This window comes from Anaerotruncus colihominis (assembly GCF_010206195.1).
GTDB classification, from domain to species: Bacteria; Bacillota; Clostridia; order Oscillospirales; family Ruminococcaceae; genus Anaerotruncus; species Anaerotruncus colihominis_A.
Window position 1 is genome coordinate 292973 of record NZ_VIQT01000010.1, and the last position, 12481, is coordinate 305453.

14 protein-coding genes and 1 pseudogene are annotated in these 12481 nt (G+C 51.8%); 7 read left to right on the forward strand and 8 right to left on the reverse strand.

Annotation, left to right across the window (positions count from 1 at the left end; all coding sequences use genetic code 11):
- Positions 1-5: 5 nt before the first annotated feature.
- Positions 6-686, reverse strand: a complete 681-nt coding sequence (locus FMM72_RS09240) for a HesA/MoeB/ThiF family protein (protein WP_160210417.1) — start codon at positions 684-686, stop codon at positions 6-8.
- 222 nt (positions 687-908) lie between these two features.
- On the opposite strand from FMM72_RS09240, the gene FMM72_RS09245 reads away from it, so the two are divergent.
- The 4 genes from FMM72_RS09245 (at position 909) to FMM72_RS09260 (ending at position 5168) form a co-directional block, all read left to right on the forward strand.
- Positions 909-1556: a helix-turn-helix transcriptional regulator gene (locus FMM72_RS09245; RefSeq protein WP_162221244.1), complete on the forward strand. Its 648-nt coding sequence runs from the start codon at positions 909-911 to the stop codon at positions 1554-1556.
- 212 nt (positions 1557-1768) lie between these two features.
- A complete protein-coding gene (locus tag FMM72_RS09250) occupies positions 1769-3184 on the forward strand; it encodes a tryptophanase (protein WP_160210415.1) in 1416 nt (471 codons plus the stop codon).
- 101 nt (positions 3185-3285) lie between these two features.
- A complete protein-coding gene (locus tag FMM72_RS09255) occupies positions 3286-4029 on the forward strand; it encodes an aldehyde ferredoxin oxidoreductase N-terminal domain-containing protein (protein ID WP_160210414.1) in 744 nt (247 codons plus the stop codon).
- Positions 4026-5168: an aldehyde ferredoxin oxidoreductase C-terminal domain-containing protein gene (locus FMM72_RS09260; RefSeq protein WP_162221245.1), complete on the forward strand. Its 1143-nt coding sequence runs from the start codon at positions 4026-4028 to the stop codon at positions 5166-5168. Before FMM72_RS09255 ends, FMM72_RS09260 begins: the two co-directional genes overlap by 4 nt.
- 206 nt (positions 5169-5374) lie before the next feature.
- Here the strand turns inward: FMM72_RS09260 and FMM72_RS09265 are convergent, their stop codons facing one another.
- Positions 5375-7111: a recombinase family protein gene (locus FMM72_RS09265; RefSeq protein WP_162221246.1), complete on the reverse strand. Its 1737-nt coding sequence runs from the start codon at positions 7109-7111 to the stop codon at positions 5375-5377.
- Between FMM72_RS09265 and FMM72_RS09270 the strand changes: the two genes are divergently transcribed.
- From FMM72_RS09270 to FMM72_RS17610, 3 genes and pseudogenes are all read left to right on the forward strand, one after another.
- Complete coding sequence (locus FMM72_RS09270; RefSeq protein ID WP_162221247.1) at positions 7085-7468, forward strand: TnpV protein; 384 nt, start codon at positions 7085-7087, stop codon at positions 7466-7468. The two genes, FMM72_RS09265 and FMM72_RS09270, sit on opposite strands and share 27 nt — an antisense overlap.
- Before the next feature lie 518 nt (positions 7469-7986).
- Positions 7987-8220, forward strand: a complete 234-nt coding sequence (locus tag FMM72_RS09275) for a transposon-encoded TnpW family protein (protein WP_243157764.1) — start codon at positions 7987-7989, stop codon at positions 8218-8220.
- Positions 8217-8402: pseudogene (locus FMM72_RS17610) on the forward strand (recombinase family protein); the annotation flags it as partial. The gene FMM72_RS09275 and the pseudogene FMM72_RS17610, both read left to right, overlap by 4 nt.
- 63 nt (positions 8403-8465) lie before the next feature.
- Here FMM72_RS17610 and FMM72_RS09280 read toward each other — a convergent pair.
- The 6 genes from FMM72_RS09280 to FMM72_RS09305 form a co-directional block, all read right to left on the reverse strand.
- On the reverse strand, positions 8466-10142 hold the full coding sequence (locus FMM72_RS09280) for a recombinase family protein (protein ID WP_162221249.1): 1677 nt from the start codon (positions 10140-10142) through the stop codon (positions 8466-8468).
- Between the two features lie 87 nt (positions 10143-10229).
- Positions 10230-10397 carry a hypothetical protein gene (locus FMM72_RS09285; protein WP_162221250.1) on the reverse strand — a complete coding sequence of 56 codons (168 nt, stop codon included), beginning with the start codon at positions 10395-10397 and terminating at the stop codon, positions 10230-10232.
- 90 nt (positions 10398-10487) lie between these two features.
- The gene (locus tag FMM72_RS09290) at positions 10488-10724 is read right to left on the reverse strand and encodes a helix-turn-helix domain-containing protein (RefSeq protein WP_162221251.1); all 237 of its coding nucleotides are present in this window, start codon (positions 10722-10724) and stop codon (positions 10488-10490) included.
- A gap of 4 nt (positions 10725-10728) precedes the next feature.
- Positions 10729-11154 (reverse strand): RNA polymerase sigma factor, encoded by a 426-nt coding sequence (locus FMM72_RS09295; RefSeq protein WP_162221252.1) that lies wholly within the window; start codon positions 11152-11154, stop codon positions 10729-10731.
- 420 nt (positions 11155-11574) lie between these two features.
- A complete protein-coding gene (locus FMM72_RS09300; RefSeq protein WP_162221253.1) occupies positions 11575-11838 on the reverse strand; it encodes a hypothetical protein in 264 nt (87 codons plus the stop codon).
- Positions 11838-12473, reverse strand: a complete 636-nt coding sequence (locus tag FMM72_RS09305) for an ABC transporter ATP-binding protein (RefSeq protein WP_162221254.1) — start codon at positions 12471-12473, stop codon at positions 11838-11840. The genes FMM72_RS09300 and FMM72_RS09305 overlap by 1 nt, the downstream gene beginning before the upstream one ends.
- Positions 12474-12481: the final 8 nt, after the last annotated feature.

Here is a 12481-nt window from a genome sequence, read left to right on the forward strand (position 1 = left end):
AGGGGCTACTCCCGGAACAGCCGTATCTTTTCGAAGGACAGCCGGGATAAATTCATCCGCAGCAAGATTCCCCGCAGTCCCGGCCGTCCCAACAGAACTTGGGCGGCCTCGCCCGTCTGAAGAGAGGCCACGGCAGCCACCGCCATTACAACGACGCCACTCTGTGGAGCCGGTTCCTTCAGCCCGTCATAGAGCAGTTCCAGCACCCGATCCCCGGGGAAAACACTGGTAACCTGCCCGCCCCATCCGCCGACAGCCCCATGCACCAGCGGGATTCCCAGCCGTCCCGCCTCCCTTTCCAGCAGGACCCGAGGCTCCGGCCGGTCCAGCGCATCCAGAATCAGGTCGTGTCCCGCCAGCAATTCTCCTGCGTTTTCTTCCGTCAGAAAAACATTCCAGGCCCGCGCCTGCACGCTTTTATTGATTTCTGTTACCCGGCCAGCCGCCCAGGACGCTTTAAACTGTCCAAGCGTCCGCTCCGCGCAGCCAATCTGCCGGTTTAGATTGCTCTCTTGAAACCGGTCGCCATCCACCACCGTCAAAGCGCCTATACCCAGCCGGGCAAGCTCCTCTATACAGAATCCGCCCAGGCCGCCACACCCCACCACACAAACCCGCTTTCGCCATAAGAGCGCAATCTCCTCCAAAGCAAGAGGGCCCAGATTCTTCTCATATCGTACATCCATCTTCTCTGCCGCTCCCTTCTGGAAATGAATCCTTCTATATCCGCGGAAACATTAGGACGAGTGTCAAAAGCGCCCCCTTCATCTTGTTAAATTTGCCGTTTTTTCTAAACATCACTTGACATTTCCCAGAAATTCTATATACTAAACATATCGATAATGAAAAATTTATCATAACAATAATTTTTTGTCAATAAGTTGGCGATAAGTTAGCAAAGGAAACATATGATTTATAATGGAAGAATTGAAGACTTTATCCCGCTGTTAGATTTTCTGGCAAATACCTTTGGCAATGGAATTGAGTTTACCCTGCACGATTTCTCCAAGCCGGGGAAAACCATCATAGCCATCCGCAATGGGCAGATCACAGGCCGGCAGGTTGGAGACTCTATTTCCAACTTTACCCTGCGGGCAATCCAGGAATCTGTCAAAGACTCGGAAGATTTGTCCGAATTGAAATCCAAAATCCTTGAGAAAAAAGATCTCAAAACAGGAGACCTTCTAATCATGGGAGAGGATGGCACGATTAAGGGTTTGCTCTGCGTAAATATTCCTCTCCCAGGCCTCCGGGAAATGTCTCGCCTTTTAGAAGGGCTTCTCGGGACCGCTCCCCCCTCGGAGCCGGCCCCTCCAGCTCCTCCAGCTTCTTACGATGTTGGTTCTTTTGAGGGGCTGGCGGAATCGATCATTGACGGCGTTCTGGCAGAATCCGACGTTTCCCCTGACCGAATGACTCCAGAGGAACGGATTATGGTGATCGAGCGCATCCACAACAAAGGCGTTTTCCAATTAAAGGGAGTTGTAGGGCTGGTTTCCCGCAAGCTTAATGTGTCAGAGGCTACTGTGTACCGTTATCTTGGATATTTATCTTGATGGGTAAAATTTCAGGCGATCTCTTTAATATTCCGCTTTTGAAAAAGCGGAATATTAAAAACGGCGATGTAATGATAAATTATTACCATAATAATCAATAATTTTCCCCACAATGATGCGATAAATTATTGCCTATTGTGATAATAAATTATTATTATTATAATTAATCATTTATTATCCGCAACATCAAATTTTAACAGGAGGAATCTATTATGGCAAGAGACGAAATCTTTGAGCGCATCCAACCGGAACCCTTTAAAATCCATTCGGTTTCCCCGTTGAAGATTTATTCGAGGGAAGAACGCATCGGCTTCATCAGAGAAGCGGGATACAACACCTTCAAAATTCATTCCGAAAACATCTTTGTCGACTATCTGACCGACAGCGGCACCACCGCTATGAGCGACGCCCAGTGGGGCGGCATCATGATCGGCGACGAAGCCTACGGAAGCGCCAAAAGCTGGTTTAAGCTGGAGAGCACCCTGAAAGAGCTGTTCGGATACAAGCACATCCTTCCCGCCCATCAGGGCCGCGGCGCAGAGAAGATTGTCTTCCAAACCATGATTAAACCGGGCCAATTTGTTCCCAACAATATGCATTTCTCCCCTGACCGTGTGAAAAATGCCGGCGGCGTCATGCGCAACCTGATCATTGACGAGGGCGTCAAGCTGCAAAGCGACTGCCCCTTCAAGGGAAATGTGGACATCGATAAGCTGGTGCATCTGATTGAGACTGAAGGCCGTGAGAATGTAGCGTTTATCGAGGTCACTGTTACCTGTAACAATGCTGGTGGACAGCCTGTCTCCATGGAGAATCTGCGCCAGATCAAGGCCGTCGCTGATAAGTATGGTTTGAAGGTTGTCCTGGACGCGGCCCGCATCTGTGAAAACGCTTATTTGATCAAGCTGCGTGAGCCTGGCTATGAGAACACCCCTGTCCGGGCCATTATCAAGGAAATCTGCTCCTATACAGACGCCTGCGTTGTCAGCTCCAAAAAAGACGGTATGGTCAATATCGGCGGCTTTGTGGGCGTCAATGACGACGAGCTCTATGAGAAGATGCAGTCAATCTGCCTGATGTGGGAAGGCTACGCAACGTACGGCGGTATGGCTGGCCGCGATCTGGAAGCCCTTGCGATCGGTTATATGGAAGGCAGTGACGAGGACTACCTGAAATACCGCATCAACCATGCCCTTTATCTGGGTGAGCAGCTCCAGAAATACGGTGTTCCCATCACCACTCCTGTAGGCGGCCACGGCGTCTGGATTGACAACAAGAGCTTCGCCCCACATATTAAACCGGAGGAATATCCGGGCGTGGCTATCACCACGGCCATGTACATTGAAGGCGGTATCCGTGCAAGTGAGCTTGGCAACCTGGCGTTCAGCACCCGCGACGAAGAAACCGGCGCTATTATCAGCCTGCCCGAGGTAGATTTGACACGCCTCGCGATCCCCAGGAGGGTTTACAGCTACCGTCATCTGGATTATACAGCGGCGGTGATTGGCGATATTTACAAGAACCGTGACAAGCTGGTCGGCTTCAAGGTTGTGCGGTATCCGTTCATTAAATACCGTACCGTTTTCCTGGGCCAGATGGCTCCTGTTACCGACGGTTATTACGTCTGATTTCTCATGCAACCACCTCGAAAGGCGGCTTTGGACGGCCAAAGCCGCCTTTCATCCCAAGTGGAGTTTTCATTTCACAGATGCCAGGAAGGAGGAAGCCCATGCGTTATGGGTATTGCGGAAAAATTGCCATTGTAGACCTCACAAAGGGGCAGGTCACTGTCGAATCTCGGGACGAGGCATTCTATAAAAAAGTGCTGGGCGGCGAAGGGCTTGGCGCCTGGTTGGTCAACGAGATGGTTCCCATCGGCGCCGACCCGCTGGGGGAAGACAATATCCTTTGCATCGCGTCCGGTTTCCTTACCGGTTCCGCCGCCCCGGCAAGCCCCCGCGTCATGGTCATGACCAAATCGCCGATCACCGGCGGCTTCGGGGATTCCAATGCGGGCGGCCGGTTTGGAAACGAGCTGAAAAAATGCGGCTTTGACGCGTTGGTTATCCGCGGGAAGGCGCCTTCGCTCTCTTACATACAGGTCGGCGACGGACAAATTGAAATCCGGGACGGGGAACATCTCGCCGGTCCGGACACCGTAGCCGTCAAGACCAGGCTGGGCGAGGAATTGGGACTGGAGAGTTTCTGCTGCGCAAGTATCGGCCCGGCCGGAGAACGCCGCACGTTGATTTCCGCCATTATGTTTGACGACCGGGCGGCAGCCCGTTCCGGTGTCGGCGCTGTTATGGGTTCTAAAAATTTGAAAGCGATTGTGGCGAAAGGCAGCCAGCGTATTGAGATCAATGATCCAGAGTTGGTGAAAAATGCAACGATGAGTTCCGGGCTTATATTCGCTCTACCAATTGCTTTGTCATTGACGTCATGCGAAAGTACGGTTCCTGTGGATTCATGAGCATCGGCATCCAGGCTGGAATTGGCCCAATCAAGAATTGGTCGCTGGCGGGAGAGGAGAGCTATCCCCAGCATGAGAAGATCAACGGGGAAAACGTCCTGAAATACCGCACCAAGCGGCATGGCTGCATGTATTGCCCCATCGCCTGCGGAGGAACGGTTCAGGTGAAGGATGGACCGTTTAAAGTTGAAGAGGCCCGGCTCCCGGAATATGAGACGATTCAGGCGTTCGCCCCCTTTGTCATGTGCGATGACATTGAGGCCTGCTTCAAAGCGCAGGAGTTGTGTGACAAGGCGGGTGTTGATACCATTTCCTGTGGCCATGTGGTGGCTTTCGCCGTGGAGTGTTTCGAAAACGGAATTCTGACCCTGGAGGATACCGGCGGGCTGGAACTGCGTTGGGGGGAGCCCAAAGGGATTATTGAGCTTACCCGGCAAATCTGCGAAAGGGAAGGTTTCGGCGGAGAGGTGCTGGCGGACGGCGTCAAACGCGCTGTGGAACGAATCGGCCGCGGAAGCGAAAAATATGGCGTGCATATCGGGGGGCAAGAACCTGCGTTCCACGACTTCCGCTATGAAGCGCCCTCCCGCGGAGTTACCTATATTTCCGACCCGACTCCCGCCCGTCATGAGCGGTGCAGCGGCGGGCAGCTTTTACAGTTGAAGATGCCTTTGGGACCATATCCGGAGTTCCAGCCGTTCGATGTACCCGAGGGGGATATGGATGCCTTGGGGCGGCTCTATGCCCGGGGTTCCAAGTATTACAGCGCTTTTTCCTCCTGTGGATTCTGCGCGTATACCCTGGGGGCTTCCTCTCATCTCGACGTCATCTCCATTATCCAGGGCTTTGCCGGGTGGGATGACTTCACAGCGCAGGATTTCCTGGATGCAGGTGAACGTACCCACACTCTGCGGCAGATGTTCTCCCTGCGGGAAGGACTCACGTTCGACAAGATACAGTTCCCTCCCAGACTGGTGGAAAAGCCTATTTTCGAGGGCGCCCTCGCCGGGAAGCGGAACACGGTTGATTTTTACGAGATACGCCGTCATTATTTTGCCGGATATGGTTTTGATCCAGACAGCGGAAAACCATCAAAAGAGCGCATGGAGGAACTGGGAATCGGGCAATTCTACGTGTGATTAGAAAGGTGGGCGGAACAGATGGGAACGGATTGCAATGTTACATTGCGGGCCTCCTGCGCAAACCAGCCGGACGAACTGCATGTGTATTCCCGGCAGGTTGCCAAAGGGATCTTGCTGCTGGAACTTTTAAAAAGGCTGGCCCTTGGGGCAGCACTCATAAGACAGTATTGGAAATGTTTTCGGGAAACGGCGTAGCTTGCGGACTATGCCGTTTCTCCATTTTGCAGGTCATTCAGTAAAGACGCGGGGAGTATTCCCACAAGGTCATAAGAAATGTCAATCTGCTGTTCCCTATGCCCCTTTGACTTATCCGGCGCGTGAACGTGCACCGCCTTTACCATGTCGTTTAAGACAGAGGGCGTTAATTCGTCCAAGTCAAGATATTTCCGTACTTTGCTGATAAACCTGTCAATGTTCTCTGTTTGTTCTTCCTGTTCGTTAATTTCTTCGTTCAATCGCAACAGCTTTTCCCGCAGTTCTTCCTGCTCCTGTTCGTAATCGTCGGAGAGCATTTGAAATCTGCTGTCAGATAGTTTCCCATTGGCGTTGTCCTCATAAATACGCTTGAATAATCGGTCAAGTTCCTCTATCCGCCGTTCTGCTTGCGTCAGTTGCCGCCGCTTCGCTGCCAGTTCTTTTTTCGCTTCGGCTTTCTGCTTCGCACCCATAGCTTTTCGGAATTGTTCTTCATGGTTTGCGACACAGGCAATCGTCAATCTCATGTGGGCGAGTACGCCCTGTTCCAAGACAACGGCGCGGATAAAATGAGTAGGGCAAACATCTTTCCCTTTAAGCCTTGAAGTAGAGCAGACAAAATGGTCTTGTCTTGCTTCAAAATTCTTGCTTGTGCAGTAATACAGCTTTTCGCCGCAATCGGCACAACGCACAATGCCGGAGAACATATTTGTCTTTCCTGTCCTCGTCGGGCGGCGTTTGTTCTTCCGTAATTCCTGCACCCGCGCCCAAGTGTCGGCGTCAATGATTGCTTCGTGGGTATTCTCAAACACAAGCCATTTTTCCTCTGGATTGTAACAGGTTTTCTTGCTCTTGTAGGACTGTTTATAAGTCTTGAAGTTTACCGTATGCCCTTGATATTCTGGACGCTCCAAAATGCCTGATACTGTCTTGTTATCCCAATCATAAAGATTGTCCGGCGGCGCGTTCCTCGTTGCCCTGCCTGTCTGCTGAAAATAGGTTGTTGGCGTTATGACTTTATCTTCTTTCAGAATACGGGCAATCTGCGACGGCCCGTAACCGTCCAGACAAAGAGCGAATATCCGCTTGACTACTTCGGCAGCTTCTCCGTCCACAATCCACCGTTTCCTGTTGTCCGGGTCTTTCATGTAGCCATAGGGCGGATTTGTGCAGAGGTGTTCTCCTGCTTCTCCCTTTGACTTCATCACAGCGCGGATTTTCTTGCTTGTATCCTTTGCGTACCATTCATTGATGATATTCAAAAAGGGGGTAAAGTCGCTGTCCTGTTGGTTTGCGCTGTCTATGCCGTTGTTGATAGCGATAAACCGAACACCCTTTTCCACAAACAGGACTTCGGTATAAAATCCTACTTTCAGATAATCACGACCAAGCCGCGACATATCCTTGACAATCAGCGTTGCCACTTCTCCGTTTTCAATTCGTTCCAGAAGTTCGCTCCAACTCGGACGGTTGAAGTTTGTTCCAGAATACCCGTCGTCCACGAAAAACGTGGTGTTTGAGAATTGGTTTTCTTTTGCGTATTTACTTAAAATCGCCTTTTGAGAGTTAATATGTAGAGGGTGGTTTCTGCCACCAAATACATATGACTGCGGCTCATTTGTGGTGAATAGGACTTGCGGTTGTAGGAAAGGAGATAAAGCCCATATCGCATTATTGGTAGCCGCTACCGAAAACTTTTGAAATGACGGAGGAACGCTATGGAGGAATTGAAACTGAGCATCCATGACGAGGCAACCGGCCTTGATTATGTCCTTGCCGGGGACTACTACATCCCGGCTATTGGACTGCCGGAGGACGATGACCGCCCCATCGGGAAGTGGGGGCGGATGCACCGGGCGTATCTGGAGGAAACGAATCCGCTTCTGCTCAACCACCTGATTTTGACAGGCAAGCTGCACAACTACCTTGCCGACCTGGACGAGCAGGCGCAGGATCGCTATCGGCTCATCATCAGGCAGATGGCCGCCGAGGGCGTGACTGAGGACTTGAAGCGCCGATCACAGTGGGAATGGGTCAAGGCCATGAATAGCATTGTAAACCGCGCCGAGGAAAGTATCAAGCGAGAACTGATTTATACATGACTTTCACCCGGCATTTGCACCAGCGCAAGAGTGTACAGGCTTCCGCAAGGCTCCCTCTATGGGCGGAACCTTGCGGGAGTTTTTCCTTTGCATTTGTACCATCGCTGACCGCCTATTCGCCGCCTCCCTCAAAAATTTTCTTCGGCAGGGCTTGACAAGAACAAATGTTTGGATTATAATGAGTTCATATTTAAACTGAATATTTGATGTCTATATAGTACACATATTTCATTTGGCAGATACATAACCGACTGCGGAAAAATCCGTGGGCGGTTTTTTGTATCTGCTTTTCCTTTCTCATACATAACCAAAAATCCAGAAGCAGAAAGGTGGTGTGATTGACAACTGAACGACCGTCCAAGCAGCTATCACGCCGGTGAAGTATGCCATGACCGAAAGCGAGCGTACCGAGGGTGAGACACAACGGCACAGCACCAACAAAGGGATTTGCCTGTCAGGAACTGCTTCGGGGAAACGGCTTCCCATATCAGAAATTTCTGTTTTTGAGTTTCAATGATATGAGAAAGGACACCATGACGAAAAACAACGAAAGCCAAAACTGCCGGTATATGATCCGGCGCATCGGCTCCACCACCTACAAGGTGAAGGTGGTCTTTTCCGACAACGGCGGCGAGACGATGGAAGAAAAAATTTTGCGGATGATCCGAAATGAGGGGCTGCAAAATGGCGGGGAACGTGGTACAATGGATGCACCACAAATGAGCCGTCAGTCTGAAAGGAGCGCGTCATGAGCGCAAGACAGACTGAGGAAAAGATAACGGCTTTATACGAGAGGCTCTCTCGTGACGATGAATCCGCTGGGGACAGTAATTCGATCGTAAATCAGAAAAAGTACCTGGAGGGCTACGCCGCCCAGCATAGCTTCTCCAATATCGTCCATTACACCGATGACGGATGGTCGGGCGGCAACTTTGCTGGGGTAAGATAGCGTAACCATAAAAGATGGTGCGCTGTCTTACCCCAGCATTTTGTATTATCAGACGGCAAAACTCTTGACATCAGCACCAATTTGCCGGAAATAAGACGTACTTTCCGTAGGTTCATCGCCGCTGTCTACCTTACCCACGAAGCTGTAAAAAATCTCGATTTTCCGGGTGTTCGTTTCCCTGTCCAGCTCATGGACTAAAATGCGGTCGATAAATTCATGGACGCTTTCATAGGTCAGCTCGCTGATCTCCGAGTACCGGCATACCAGAGCGACAAACCGCTTCACATCCGCCCCACGCTCGGCGGCGCTGTCAATCTCTTTCCGCAGTTCCGCCGTCCGTTTCGCCATCGCCGCTTTCTCGTCCTCATAGCCGGAGGTCAGAAGCGCAAACTGCTCACTTGACAAGCGGCCCAAGGCCATGTCCTCGTAAAGTTTGCGGAACAACAGATTAAGTTCATCCATCCGGCGTTCTGCCTTGCCCAGTTCTTTCCGCTTCTGGGCAAGGGCCTTTTTCGCGGCCTGCTCCCCACACTCGGCGGCGGTACGAACAAACTCCTGCTCATGCTCTTTCACATAGACCAAAACCCGCTGTAAATCGGCAAGGACAAGTTCTTTCAAAACGCTTTTACGGATGTAGTGCGTTGTGCAGAGAAAGTCGTTTCTGGCCCGGTTGCGGTAGTTGCCACAGGTGTAAGCGTGCTTTCGTTCCAGGGTTCCGGCGCCCTTTTGAAGATACATTTTGTAGCCGCAGTCCCCGCAGAACAGCAACCCCGAAAACAGGTCGATTTCCTCCGATTTTGTGGGCCGGTGTCGGGTGGCGATACGCTTTTGGGCAAGGGCAAAGGTTTCCTCGTCAACCAACGGTTCGTGAGTGTTGGGAAAGAAATACCGCTTGTCCTCCGGGTTTTTCCGTGTCTTTTTGGATTTATAAGACACCTTGCAGGTTTTCGCTGTGATGGTATGTCCCAAATACTCCTGTCGAGTGAGGATGTCATACAGCGTCTTATCCGGCCAGTTGTACCAGGCGTTCAGTTGGGGGCGGGGGTGACGAGTGCTGCCAGTACGCCGGTAGCGCAATTCTCCCACCGTCAAAATCTCATTATCCCGCAGCCAGTTTTGGATTTCGCACATGCGGTCGCCCCGCACATACATGGCGAAAATCTGCTTGACAATATGGGCCGTTTCCGGGTCGGGAATAAGATGATTGCGGTCATCCGGGTCTGCCAGATAGCCATACGGTACTTCTCCATTGACACGCTCTCCCCGCTGGGCCTTGGCCTGTTTGACAGCCCGGATTTTCTTGGATGTGTCGCGGGCGTAAAACTCATTGAACCAATTCCTCAGAGGGGTAAATTCGTTGTCCTCTCGCGCTGTGTCCACACCGTCATTGATAGCGATGTAGCGCACATCGTACTCCGGGAAAACGATTTCGATAAGTTCCCCGGTTTTCAGATAATTTCGGCCCAGGCGGGATAAGTCCTTGGTAATGACCGTCGCCACATTTCCGGCCTCAACTTCACGGAGCATGGCTTGAAGCCCCTCACGCTCGAAGCTGACCCCGGAAAATCCATCATCAATAAAAAAGCGGGTGTTCAGGAAAAAATGTTCATCAGCGTACCGTTGTAAAATCAGCTTTTGATTTTGGATACTCTCGCTCTCCCCAGCCTGCATATCCTCTTGGCTCAACCTGCAATAGAGGGCGGTGATTTTGCCTGCCTGCAACATGGTAGTCCTCCTTTCCGGCGGCAGGCAAGCATGGTTATGTACTGATGCCATTTTACCATAGACCGCCGCCCGTGTCAGCTCAAAAATTCACTGTTTGTCAAATATTTTGCTTTGTTCCATGTCCTTTTTGATAAGTTTTCGGATTTTCCTGTCCAGGCTGTCCGTGGCTTGGTCGCTGGGTGAGGCGCAGACAAAATAAGTTGTTTTGCCGATTTGATGTTTTGTCGTGGTGACTTCACGCTGATTTTTCGGCAAAGGTGTTCCCCCTTTCCAAAACGCAGGACAAGGCCCGCAGGCAGGAGGAACAGGGAAAGGGTAAGCTGTTCCTCCCGCTGGGGCCGATTATCAGTTCACGCCGAGAATGGCGCGGATGAGCTTGTTTTCCAGACGGCTTTTCATGTACTCATCCAGGCAGGCGTGGGGACAGCCGTTTTCGTCGTAGACCGTCCGGGTACAGAGCTTGTTTATGTAGCCCTCGTAATACCGCAAGACCTGTTCCACAGCATCGGCATCCCCGGCGCGGGCCGCATCGCTCACCGCCAACGGCAGCAATTCACGGCCCTTGTAGTTCCGGCGCTTCATGGTGCTAACCTCCTTTCCTCGCTGTCAGCTTCGTCCGCAGGACGTTCAGCGATTTTGTTCTGCGCCGCTGGACGGCACTCCGGGACAGTCCCAAGGCCTTGCCAATCTCGCTGTCTGTCAAGTCCAGAACCAGGCGCAAAATCAAAATGCTTTGCTCCTGCTCCGGCAGACTGGCAAAGGCGTCGGCCACTTGTTGGCTTCTGATCGACAGGTCGCAGCCACAGTAAGAGAACACATAGTTGTCGCTGGGATAGTCGTCAGTCGAACACAGCTTGTCCATCGCCGTTTGGGGCAGACGCTCCAAGGACGTTTCCCGGCTGGCCCGCCGCTTCATTTCCCGGATGTAGTCGATTGCCTCATGCTTCAACACGGTCTTGCAAAAGGCGTCAAACTTGCGCCGTTCGCCATAGTCACGGGGGTTGGTGTCCATCTTCTCACCCCCTTTCGTTTGGGGATGGTGGTGGTACTTTCCCTTTCCGCTAACAGAGCGTTCAGCGGCACAGGTTTTGCGCGCAAAACCGCTTTCCGCAGAGAAAAAAGTGAAGAAAATTTTCCGGGCCACTGGAAACGACAAAAACCGCCCGGCAGGTCACAGACCCACCGGGCGGTTTGCACTGTATAGTTTGCTATATCTGCATCGTATAGTATAACTTCATAGCCGCAATTCCCCCATGCAGGGGACGGACTTTTTTTGACAACTGCTTTCCTAGTTGTCTACAGTGTAATACCCACATAGCGGCTACCTCCCAAAGCCGCCAAAATCACAGCGGCGGCACTTTTTACCAAAGTACCGCCGCCATGTGGAACCTATATAAAGCCAATATGGAACCTGTGTGAAACGGGAATTTTTTTACTTCCTCGGTGTGACTACAATGCCGTCTGCATTATCCGGGTCGCGGAAGCTGTAAGTAAAGCCATCAGGTAAAGTTACATCGTCGGAATTGCCCTCGGTGTCCAACCCCGGTTCAGTGTCGATTTCAATATCCGTATCATCAATTTCCACGGAGTTCCCCAAATTCGTGTCCTGATCGCCGCCGTCTTTCTGATTTGTACAGCCGGTGAACAGCGAAAAGCAGGCCAGCATACACGCCAAAATAATAGCAATTTTCTTCATCACACTTCCCTCTCTTTCAAATGTCCTCGTTTGATTTCCAACACCACATCCGCCTGCCTTGCCACCTCGCGGTCGTGCGTGACGACCACCACGCACTTCCCGAACGCATGGGCGCTCTCTTTCAAAATCGCTGTGATCTCCTCGGCGGTGTCGGCGTCCAGGTTCCCGGTCGGCTCGTCCGCCAGAATGACCGGGGCATCGGAGGCCAGTGCCCGCGCAATCGCCACCCGCTGTTGCTGTCCGCCGGACAGTTTCAGCACGTTCCGGGCAATCTCGTCTTGCTCCAGCCCCAGCCGTTCCAGAATGGGGGCGGCGTCCAGCTTGGCGGTAAGCCGTACATTCTCGATGGGCGTCATGTAGTCGATCAGATTATAGCTTTGGAAAATCAGCGAGATATGGTTCCTGCGGTGGTGTTCCAGGCCCTTTGTCGTAATGTCCTCACCGTCAAACAAAACGCTTCCCTGCGTTGGCACATCCAGCCCGCCCAATAGGGACAGCAGCGTGGTCTTGCCCGACCCGGACGGGCCGAGGATGGCATACATCTTCCCGGTTTCTAACTCTGCGCTAACATTCTGCAAAACCGCCTTACTCTTTTCGTAGGCGTAAGAAACATTTTTTAATTCCAGTGTAGGCATGATTGCCC

Excerpts from the sequence above, each read along its gene's own strand:
- FMM72_RS09240 (WP_160210417.1), bottom strand. The coding sequence starts at position 686 with ATGGATGTACGATATGAGAAGAATCTGGGCCCTCTTGCTTTGGAGGAG.
- FMM72_RS09245 (WP_162221244.1), top strand. The coding sequence starts at position 909 with ATGATTTATAATGGAAGAATTGAAGACTTTATCCCGCTGTTAGATTTT.
- FMM72_RS09250 (WP_160210415.1), top strand. The coding sequence starts at position 1,769 with ATGGCAAGAGACGAAATCTTTGAGCGCATCCAACCGGAACCCTTTAAA.
- FMM72_RS09255 (WP_160210414.1), top strand. The coding sequence starts at position 3,286 with ATGCGTTATGGGTATTGCGGAAAAATTGCCATTGTAGACCTCACAAAG.
- FMM72_RS09260 (WP_162221245.1), top strand. The coding sequence starts at position 4,026 with ATGAGCATCGGCATCCAGGCTGGAATTGGCCCAATCAAGAATTGGTCG.
- FMM72_RS09270 (WP_162221247.1), top strand. The coding sequence starts at position 7,085 with ATGGAGGAATTGAAACTGAGCATCCATGACGAGGCAACCGGCCTTGAT.
- FMM72_RS09265 (WP_162221246.1), bottom strand. The coding sequence starts at position 7,111 with ATGGATGCTCAGTTTCAATTCCTCCATAGCGTTCCTCCGTCATTTCAA.
- FMM72_RS09275 (WP_243157764.1), top strand. The coding sequence starts at position 7,987 with ATGAGAAAGGACACCATGACGAAAAACAACGAAAGCCAAAACTGCCGG.
- FMM72_RS09280 (WP_162221249.1), bottom strand. The coding sequence starts at position 10,142 with ATGTTGCAGGCAGGCAAAATCACCGCCCTCTATTGCAGGTTGAGCCAA.
- FMM72_RS09290 (WP_162221251.1), bottom strand. The coding sequence starts at position 10,724 with ATGAAGCGCCGGAACTACAAGGGCCGTGAATTGCTGCCGTTGGCGGTG.
- FMM72_RS09295 (WP_162221252.1), bottom strand. The coding sequence starts at position 11,154 with ATGGACACCAACCCCCGTGACTATGGCGAACGGCGCAAGTTTGACGCC.
- FMM72_RS09300 (WP_162221253.1), bottom strand. The coding sequence starts at position 11,838 with ATGAAGAAAATTGCTATTATTTTGGCGTGTATGCTGGCCTGCTTTTCG.
- FMM72_RS09305 (WP_162221254.1), bottom strand. The coding sequence starts at position 12,473 with ATGCCTACACTGGAATTAAAAAATGTTTCTTACGCCTACGAAAAGAGT.